Here is a 9,435-nt window from a genome sequence, read left to right as displayed (position 1 = left end):
ACCACAACCCTACCCCATCGTGCCTCTTTTGCCGCGCATTAATCTGCACGTTGTTGTGAGCAACAATTGGATCGTCGAGGCGCCACTATAAAGGAAGCACACGCCTCGTAGCAGCTGGCGAAGCCTGCGTCCGGCTGCGCAGCAGCCGTAAACCTTGAGCACGAGGTTTTCCTGAAACACCGCATCGACTGTTTTCACGACTGCTGCGCAGCCGGACGCAGGCTTCGCCAACTGCTACACGAGTCAATTCGACCAGCCGGTCACAAACTGAATATGGCTGATTAACAGATAATTGCCGTACGACTCTCATCCCACTGAAAAGAGGTGCTAGCATAGAGCCACTAGTCGATCTCAGCATTTACCTTACCAGTAGTCAGGATATGACCGAGCCAGAAGACCCCAGCCGTGAGCGCCTCAAGCACCACTTTGCCCAGCGGGTAATTCATCAGGCGCGTCAAATTCTTGAGATCTGGCAGCGCCTGCAACGCAGCGAGTGGACCACCACCGACCTATCGGAACTGAGCGAGGCCAACTTGCGCCTCCTGCGATTTGCCGAGCGTTTCGAGCAACCGGAACATACGCAACTGGCGCGCCACATCAGCCAGTCTCTAGAGGCTGTCGATGCCAATCGCGGACGCCTGAGCAGCGGGCTGATCACCGATCTCAATCGCTTGATGCAACGCCTGTCGCGCACTGGCCTGCGACATGGCGATCAACTCGAACACACCTTGCTGCCGCCCTTACGCAAACCGATCTATGTGTTGCTGCAAGATCACGACCGCGCCGAGCGCCTGGCCAAGCAACTGGAATTTTTCGGACTCAGCGCTCTATCCCTGGACAGTGTTGCAGCATTCCGTTCCTCAATGGTCGAGCGTTTACCTGCCGCGATCGTCATGGACGTGGACTTTTGTGGTGCCGGAATTGGCCTGAAACTGGCCGCCGAAGCCCAGGAAGGTCTTGATCATCGCCTGCCGCTGTTGTTCTTCAGCCTGCACGAAACCGACACCCCGACCCGCCTCGCCGCCGTGCGTGCCGGTGGCCAGGAGTTTCTCACCGGTACGCTGGATGCTTCGAGCCTGTTGGAGAAAATCGAAGTCCTGACCTGTGTCGCTCAGTACGAACCTTATAAAGTGCTGATCATCGACGACTCCCGCGCCCAGGCCCTGCACACCGAACGCCTGCTGAACAGCGCCGGGATCGTCACGCGCACGTTGATCGATCCGATTCAGGCCATGGCCGAACTTGCGGACTTTCAGCCGGACCTGATCATCCTCGACATGTACATGCCGACTTGCACCGGTACTGAACTGGCCAAGGTGATCCGTCACAACGACCGTTATGTCAGCGTCCCGATCATTTACCTGTCGGCCGAAGACGACCTGGACAAGCAACTCGACGCCATGAGCGAGGGCGGCGACGACTTCCTGACCAAGCCGATCAAGCCGCGTCACCTGATCACAACCGTGCGCAACCGCGCGGCACGGGCACGAAATCTGAAAGCCCGGATGGTCCGCGACAGCCTTACCGGCCTGTACAACCACACGCACATTTTGCAATTGCTTGAAGACTGCAGCTTCCGTTCCCGCCGCGAGAGCAAGCCGCTGTGCTTTGCGATGCTCGACATCGACCACTTCAAACGCGTCAATGATAGCCACGGCCACCCCATGGGCGACCGGGTAATCAAGAGCCTGGCGCTGTTCTTGAAGCAGCGCTTGCGCAAGACCGACTTCATCGGCCGTTACGGTGGCGAAGAGTTCGCGATCGTCATGCCCGACACTGACCTCGAATCCGCTTACTCAGTACTGGATGAAATTCGACGGCGCTTTGCCGAAATCCACTACCCCGCCCAACCTCAAGACCTTTGGTGCACGTTCAGTGCCGGCGTGGTAGAGCTGTGCGAACACTCCGACAGCCTGATGATGGCCAGTCAGGCGGACGAGGCGCTGTACCGTGCCAAGGACGCCGGACGCAACCGTGTTCAGGCGGCGCGAACATCGCGGCAAAGTGCCACTTTTTTATCGGAACTCACCGATTCCGTCATAACCCCGTAACACAAACGCAATAAATTCAGGCGCTTACCATTCTGCCGTTGGTAGACCCCTATGCGCCTGAAGTTGCTGACCAATCTCAACACCCTCCTTTTAGTCGCCGTATGTGTGGCCCTTGGCGCCACACTGTGGTGGTCGCAAAAGGCCCTGGAGCGCCCCTACCTGTTGATGGAACGTTATCTGGGTCTGTCCCGGCAATTTCAGAATGACGTGGCACGCAATATCGAGGACTACCTCGCCAGTGGCGATGCCCTACGCCTGAGCAGCGCCAGCCAGGCCATTGATGCCGTGCAAAAGGAGCTCGCCGGGTTGCCACCGGCGCTGGCCGACACCTTGCACCCGAGCCTGTCGGACCTCGATGAATTCAGTAAAACCGATCTGTTGGCCGCTGGAAAGCTGGCGGGAGACCCACAAGCGCTGCTGCTGCAAGCCGAACGCGAACTCGGCGCCAGCCTCGACCAACTCAGCCAATACGCCAGTGCGAACGCGGCCTACCTGACGCCACTGCTCGCCGCCTCGCAACACTTGGGCAAGCTGTCTCTGGCACGGGACAAACTGGTGAGCAGTGGCCGCAGCGAACTGGCCGCCGACGTCGAACGCGAAGTGACCAACATCCGTACGCAGGCCGAACTGCTGGGCAGCTTGCCGCTGCTCGGCGTCACCGCCAAAAGTGAATCGAATACCGATGATTTCGCGTCGATGATGGGCCTGGAGAACAACGTAGAAACGGCCGCCGAAGACACGGGTATCGGCCTCAAGCGTGAACTGAACAGCCTGCTCACGCGCTACCCGGCCGAACTGTCGCGCACCCGCGATCAGATCCAGAAACGCACCGATCTGAGCACCGCCACGCACCTGAAGATCGCCGCGGTGCAGCAAGCCATTGCCAGACTGGAACCCGCAGTCCGCGCCCAGCACGGCCAGATTCAGGGCGAAGTACGATTGATGCAGTGTTTGATGATCGGGCTCATCCTGCTGATCGCCTTACTCATCGACACTTTGCAACGACGTCTGGCCCGAACCCTGACCAACCTGGTGCCAGCCCTGTCTACCTGGGCAGAAGGCGACTTCAGCCGGGACATTGAACTGGGCAATACCAATCGCGAACTGCACGATATTCAAGCGTCGCTCAATCGCCTGCGCGCCTACCTGGTGGATCTGGTCGGGACCATTCGTCACAACGCCGAGCAAGTAGCCGGCAGCAGCCGAACCCTGGCCGACTTGAGCAATGACCTGCACAGCGGTGCCGAACATCAGGCGGGCGACACGGCACTGATCCGCGACTCTCTTGGTGATCTGGAGGCGACCATTCAACAAGTCGCCGGTGATGCCAGCCAGGCAGCCGACGCCAGTCGTCATGCCGGCCTGGCGGTTGAGCATGGCCAGAAAGTCATCGGCCTGAGCCTTACCGGCCTACATGCGCTGGTGGGTGAAGTGCAGGGTAACGCGCAGATGATTGAGCATCTGGCCGAAGAATCGGCGACCATCGGCGGCGTGCTGACGGTGATCCGCTCGATTGCCGACCAGACCAACCTGCTGGCCTTGAACGCCGCCATCGAAGCGGCTCGCGCCGGGGAAATGGGTCGAGGGTTTGCGGTGGTGGCCGAAGAGGTTCGCTCACTGGCGCAACGCACCGCCAGGGCCACGGCAGAAATTCAGACACTGATTGCCGGCCTGCAAACCGCCGCGCGTCAATCGGTGGAGGGCATGCGCGCGCAGGTTGAACACGCTGAAGCCACGGCCAATCAGGCACAAGCGGCCGAGGGGGCGCTGGATAGAATCGTCGGGGCCATCCAGACTATTTCCGACACCGCCGTGCGCATCGCCGATGTCACCGCCCAGCAGAGCGGCGCGGTCAGCGAGATTCGCGATCACAGTGAGCGAATTCACCAATTGGGTGGGGATAACTTGCTGCGCATTGGTGAGGGGCGTGAGCAAGGGGAGAACCTTCTAGTGTTGGGCGGGAGACTGCGTACGGCCGTTCAGGCCTTCCGCGTCTGACAAACCGCCTTCGCAAGCAAGCCCGCTTCCACATTTGACCGAGTTCATACATGGGAATGCGGTCGAATGTGGGAGCGGGCTTGCTCGCGAAGGCGTCAGCACAAACACCACAGAACTGCGGCCCTGCACACCCGACAACTGTCCGCTATCATGCCCCCTATTCCGATACGCGAGATTGTCATGCGCCGTTTGCTCTGCCTGCTGCTTTTAGTGCTCGCCCTGCCGGCCACCGCCGCCGGGTTGCCGGACACCCGACCCAGTTCCACACTGGGCGCGATCAACAACAGCGCCGACTTCCTGCCGGTGCGCGAAGCCTTTCAATTGAGCCTGGTAGACAGCACGCCGCAATCGATCAAGCTGCGTTTCGTCGCTACCGAGGGATATTACCTCTATCGCCATCGCTTCCAGTTTCGGGCCGAGCCGGCCGATGTAAGCCTGGGCGCCGCAATACTGCCCAAAGGCGAGCAGAAGCACGACGAGTACTTCGGCGATGTCGAGGTTTATCACGGCATTGTTGACGTAGAAATACCGCGCACCGATCAACGTGCCTTCACCTTGGCCGTGACGTATCAGGGCTGCGCCGATAAAGGCCTGTGCTATCCACCGGAAACCGAGCGCCTAAGCATTGATGGCATCGGCGCCCCGGCCTCCGCACAGAGCTTTGGCTGGCGCGAGCTTGCACTGTTCTTCCTCGCCGGCCTGGGTTTGACGTTCACCCCTTGCGTGCTGCCAATGCTGCCCATCCTTTCCGGCGTGGTGCTGCGTGGTCAGGTCGGTGGTTTGCGCGGCTTCAACCTGTCCCTGGCCTACGTGCTGCCGATGGCCGCCTGCTTCGCCCTGCTCGGTGCGCTGATGGGGATGTTCGGCGCTCAGCTCAATCTTCAGGCGCGCCTGCAATCGGCCTGGGTGCTGGTGCCGTTTGCGACGTTCTTTGCAATATTTGCCCTGGCCATGTTCGGCGTATTCGAACTCAAGCTGCCGCAGGCCATCAGCAGTCGCCTGGATCGCATCGCCGGCCGCACTGAAGGCGGTTCGCTGTGGGGCGCCGCGGTGTTGGGCGTGGTGTCCAGCCTATTGGTTTCGCCCTGCGTTTCTGCCCCCCTGGCCGGCGCGCTGCTGTACATCAGCGCCAGCGGCGATGCGTTGGGCGGTGGAATGAAACTGTTCATGCTCGGTCTTGGCATGGGCGCGCCGCTGTTGCTGGTGGCCACCGGTGGCGCGGCCTGGCTGCCGAAAAGCGGGCCTTGGCTGGTCTATGTGAAAAACGCCATCGGGGTATTGTTGCTGGGATTGGCGATCGGCCTGCTCAGCCGTGTATTGCCGGGCCAGATCACCTTGTTGCTGATCGGTTTGCTGGCCGCGGGCGTCGGGTTGTTCATGGGCGCTCTGGAGTTCGTCTACAAACCCCCTCGAAAACGCCTCGGCCAGTTGCTCGGGATGTTCCTGCTGTTTTACGCGTTGTCGTGCTGGTTTGGGGCTTTCAGCGGCCAGACCGATCCGTTCAATCCCATTGGCCAATCGCGGGCGATTGCGGGTAACGAACCGGCGCAGAACACCGGAACCTGGCAAACAGTCAGCACACCCTCAGAGCTGGACCGCGTACTCGCCGATGCTCAAGCCTCCGGCACCCCACTGCTGCTCGACTGGTACGCCGACTGGTGCATCAGCTGCAAAGTCATCGAGCGCGAAGTCCTCAACGACGCCAAAGTCGTCGAACGCCTGCAAGGCTATCGACTGGTCCGCTTCGACATCACCGCCAGCAATACCGAGCAACGCGCCCTGCTCGACCGATACAAACTGTTTGGCCCTCCCGCCTTGATGTTTTTCGACAAGGACGGCGTTGAACGCGCCGATGTGCGAGTGATCGGCGAGATCAACGCCGCAGACTTCGCCGAACGTGTTGCACGTGCAAATGACCAGATTTAAACACCCGGTCACATATTTCGCGCAAACATCGGCTATCGTGCTGGCTATTGCATAGAACTGGACAGTCACAAAGTCTTTGCGGCATAGTCGCCGGGTTCTGACACTTGCACTCAGATATCAAGGAACAGCAGATGGCGACCCTATTAGTGCTGCACGGCCCTAACCTGAACTTGCTCGGCACCCGTGAACCGGGCACTTACGGCGCTACGACACTGGCGCAGATCAACCAGGACCTGGAACGCCGCGCCCGTGAAGCCGGCCACCATTTGCTGCACCTGCAAAGCAACGCCGAGTACGAATTGATCGACCGCATCCACGCCGCTCGCGGCGAAGGTGTGGACTTCATTCTGATCAATCCAGCAGCTTTTACACACACAAGTGTCGCATTACGTGACGCGTTGCTGGCGGTGAGCATCCCATTCATCGAAGTGCATTTGTCTAACGTGCACAAACGCGAACCTTTCCGCCATCACTCTTACTTCTCCGACGTAGCGGTGGGAGTGATCTGCGGCCTTGGCGCCAGCGGTTATCGACTGGCCCTGGAGGCTGCACTAGAGCAGCTTGAACAACAAGCTATACGCCCCTGACCGACCCTTGGGAGTTGATGATTCATGGATATCCGTAAAGTTAAGAAACTGATCGAACTGCTGGAAGAATCCGGCATCGACGAGCTCGAGATCAAGGAAGGCGAAGAGTCCGTACGCATCAGCCGCCATAGCAAAACCCCGGCTCAGCAGTACTACGCACCGGCGCCAATGCACGCTCCGGCACCCGCGCCTGTTACTGCTGCTCCGGTTACCGCTGCTGCACCGGCTGCTCCGGCCGCGCCTGTCCTGAACGGCACCGTTGCCCGCTCGCCGATGGTCGGTACGTTCTATCGCAAATCTTCCCCTGCCTCGCCTTCGTTCGTTGAAGTCGGCCAGACCGTGAAGAAAGGCGACACCCTGTGCATCGTCGAAGCCATGAAGATGATGAACCACATCGAAGCTGAAACCAGCGGTGTGATCGAATCCATCCTCGTCGAAGACGGCCAGCCGGTTGAGTACGACCAACCGCTGTTCACCATCGTTTGAACCGCGGAGAAACTTTGATGACTGCGAAGTTGGAAAAAGTTCTGATCGCCAACCGCGGTGAGATTGCCCTGCGGATCCTGCGTGCCTGCAAAGAGATGGGCATCAAGACTGTCGCCGTTTACTCCAAGGCCGACAAAGAACTGATGCACCTGGGCCTGGCAGACGAATCCGTCTGCATCGGTCCGGCCTCGGCCGCGCACTCTTACCTGCACATCCCGGCAATCATCGCCGCAGCTGAAGTGACCGGCGCCACCGCCATTCACCCAGGCTACGGTTTCCTTGCGGAAAACGCTGATTTCGCTGAACAGGTCGAGAACTCCGGCTTTGCCTTCATTGGCCCGAAAGCCGAAACCATTCGCCTGATGGGCGACAAGGTATCGGCCAAGCACGCCATGATCGAGGCGGGCGTTCCAACCGTTCCGGGTTCCGACGGCCCGCTGCCTGAAGACGAAGAAACCGCTCTGCGCATCGGTCGCGAAGTCGGTTACCCAGTGATCATCAAGGCCGCTGGCGGCGGTGGTGGTCGCGGCATGCGCGTTGTGCACAAAGAAGAAGACCTGATCTCCTTTGCAAAACTGACCCGCACCGAAGCAGGCGCAGCGTTCGGCAACCCGATGGTCTATCTGGAAAAATTCCTGACCAACCCACGCCACGTGGAAGTCCAGGTACTTTCGGACGGCCAGGGCCAGGCCATCCATCTGGGCGACCGCGACTGCTCGCTGCAACGTCGTCACCAGAAAGTTCTCGAAGAAGCGCCGGCACCGGGCATCGACGAGAAAGCACGCCAGGAAGTCCTCGCTCGCTGCGTCAAGGCGTGCATCGACATCGGCTACCGTGGCGCCGGCACCTTCGAGTTCCTTTACGAGAACGGCAACTTCTACTTCATCGAGATGAACACTCGTGTCCAGGTAGAGCACCCGGTTTCGGAAATGGTCACCGGCATCGACATCGTCAAGGAGATGCTCAGCATCGCCGCTGGCAACAAGTTGTCGTACACCCAGGACGACGTGGTGATCCGCGGTCACGCCCTGGAATGCCGAATCAACGCCGAAGACCCGAAAACCTTCATGCCAAGCCCTGGCACGGTCAAGCATTTCCACGCACCAGGCGGCAACGGCGTTCGCGTCGATTCGCACCTGTACAGTGGTTATGCGGTTCCGCCGAACTACGATTCGTTGATCGGCAAGCTGATCACCTACGGCGCAACCCGTGAAGAAGCCATGGCGCGCATGCGCAATGCGCTGGATGAAATCGTTGTCGACGGGATCAAGACCAACATCCCGCTGCACCGCGATCTGGTCCGTGATGAAGGCTTCTGCAAAGGTGGAGTCAACATCCACTACCTTGAGCACAAGCTCGCTGGCGAGAAGCACTAAGCTTCGACCCAATCAATAAAGCCGCCTTCGGGCGGCTTTGTTGTTTCTGGACATTTCTTAGGAACTACGACAATCCCTTGTAGCAGCTGGCAAAGCCTGCGTTGGCTGCGCAGCAGTCGTAAAACCCGAGTACGCGGTGTTCCAGAAACACCGCGCCGCTTGATATCACGACTGCTGCGCAGCCGAACGCAGGCTTCGCCAGTTGCTACAGGTGCGCGTTGCACATGGCTTCTGCGTTTGGAGCCACCTCACTCCCACAAAACCTCCGCGCTCGCGTAAACTTGCGCGCTTCTCGCAGCCCGCTAGGCTGCAATCAATATTTTTCAAAGGTGCCCGCCATGCCTTGGCTGCAAGTCCGTCTCGCCATCAGCCCAGAACAAGCCGAAACCTACGAAGACGCTTTCCTTGAAGTGGGCGCCGTGTCGGTGACCTTCATGGACGCCGAAGATCAGCCGATCTTCGAGCCAGAACTCAACACCACGCCGCTGTGGTCGCACACGCACCTGCTGGCCCTGTTCGAAGGCGGCACCGAAGCCGCCAGCGTATTGGCCCACCTTGAGCTGCTGACCGGCAGCCCACTGCCCGAGCATCACAGCGAAGTGATCGAAGACCAGGATTGGGAACGCAGCTGGATGGACGGTTTCCAGCCAATGCGTTTCGGCCAGCGCCTGTGGATCGTCCCGAGCTGGCATGCCGCACCCGAGCCAGACGCCGTGAACCTGCTGCTGGACCCGGGCCTGGCGTTCGGCACCGGCACCCACCCGACCACCGCGCTGTGCCTGGAATGGCTCGATGGCCAGGACTTGAAAGACTGCAACGTGCTGGATTTTGGCTGTGGTTCGGGAATTCTGGCGATTGCCGCCCTGTTGCTGGGCGCCAAGGAAGCCGTCGGCACCGACATCGACGTCCAGGCGCTGGAAGCCTCCCGCGACAACGCCGGGCGCAACAACATTGCCGAAGCACTCTTCCCGCTGTATCTGCCGGAAGATCTGCCGCCGGTCAAAGCGGACG

Annotated in this window: 6 protein-coding genes and 1 pseudogene; all 7 read left to right on the top strand. The window is 60.0% G+C overall.

Translation table 11 applies throughout. From position 1 onward, the window contains the following. Positions 1 to 380: 380 nt before the first annotated feature. Entirely contained in the window at positions 381 to 2,051 is a 1,671-nt protein-coding gene (locus tag AC1DRJ_RS13785) for a diguanylate cyclase (RefSeq protein ID WP_477802641.1), read from the top strand. Between the two features lie 1,491 nt (positions 2,052 to 3,542). Further along, positions 3,543 to 4,049 (top strand): annotated as a pseudogene (locus AC1DRJ_RS13780) (methyl-accepting chemotaxis protein); the annotation flags it as partial. Between the two features lie 180 nt (positions 4,050 to 4,229). Then, complete coding sequence (locus AC1DRJ_RS13775; RefSeq protein ID WP_477802640.1) at positions 4,230 to 5,975, top strand: protein-disulfide reductase DsbD; 1,746 nt, start codon at positions 4,230 to 4,232, stop codon at positions 5,973 to 5,975. 131 nt (positions 5,976 to 6,106) lie between these two features. Further along, complete coding sequence (gene aroQ / locus AC1DRJ_RS13770) at positions 6,107 to 6,562, top strand: type II 3-dehydroquinate dehydratase (RefSeq protein WP_007947649.1); 456 nt, start codon at positions 6,107 to 6,109, stop codon at positions 6,560 to 6,562. Positions 6,563 to 6,586: 24 nt separating this feature from the next. Further along, on the top strand, positions 6,587 to 7,048 hold the full coding sequence (gene accB / locus AC1DRJ_RS13765) for an acetyl-CoA carboxylase biotin carboxyl carrier protein (RefSeq protein ID WP_477802639.1): 462 nt from the start codon (positions 6,587 to 6,589) through the stop codon (positions 7,046 to 7,048). Positions 7,049 to 7,065: 17 nt separating this feature from the next. After that, entirely contained in the window at positions 7,066 to 8,424 is a 1,359-nt protein-coding gene (accC, locus tag AC1DRJ_RS13760) for an acetyl-CoA carboxylase biotin carboxylase subunit (protein WP_477802638.1), read from the top strand. A gap of 338 nt (positions 8,425 to 8,762) precedes the next feature. Further along, a partial coding sequence (gene prmA / locus AC1DRJ_RS13755; RefSeq protein ID WP_477802637.1) for a 50S ribosomal protein L11 methyltransferase occupies positions 8,763 to 9,435 on the top strand: 673 nt, incomplete at its 3' end.

This window comes from Pseudomonas sp. P5_B2, assembly GCF_056400445.1.
Note: the sequence above shows the minus strand (reverse complement) of the source record. Positions and strands in the feature narration are given on the sequence as shown.

Coding starts and splice junctions, on each gene's coding strand:
- accB (WP_477802639.1), top strand. CDS start 6,587: ATGGATATCCGTAAAGTTAAGAAACTGATCGAACTGCTGGAAGAATCC.
- aroQ (WP_007947649.1), top strand. CDS start 6,107: ATGGCGACCCTATTAGTGCTGCACGGCCCTAACCTGAACTTGCTCGGC.
- AC1DRJ_RS13785 (WP_477802641.1), top strand. CDS start 381: ATGACCGAGCCAGAAGACCCCAGCCGTGAGCGCCTCAAGCACCACTTT.
- AC1DRJ_RS13775 (WP_477802640.1), top strand. CDS start 4,230: ATGCGCCGTTTGCTCTGCCTGCTGCTTTTAGTGCTCGCCCTGCCGGCC.
- accC (WP_477802638.1), top strand. CDS start 7,066: ATGACTGCGAAGTTGGAAAAAGTTCTGATCGCCAACCGCGGTGAGATT.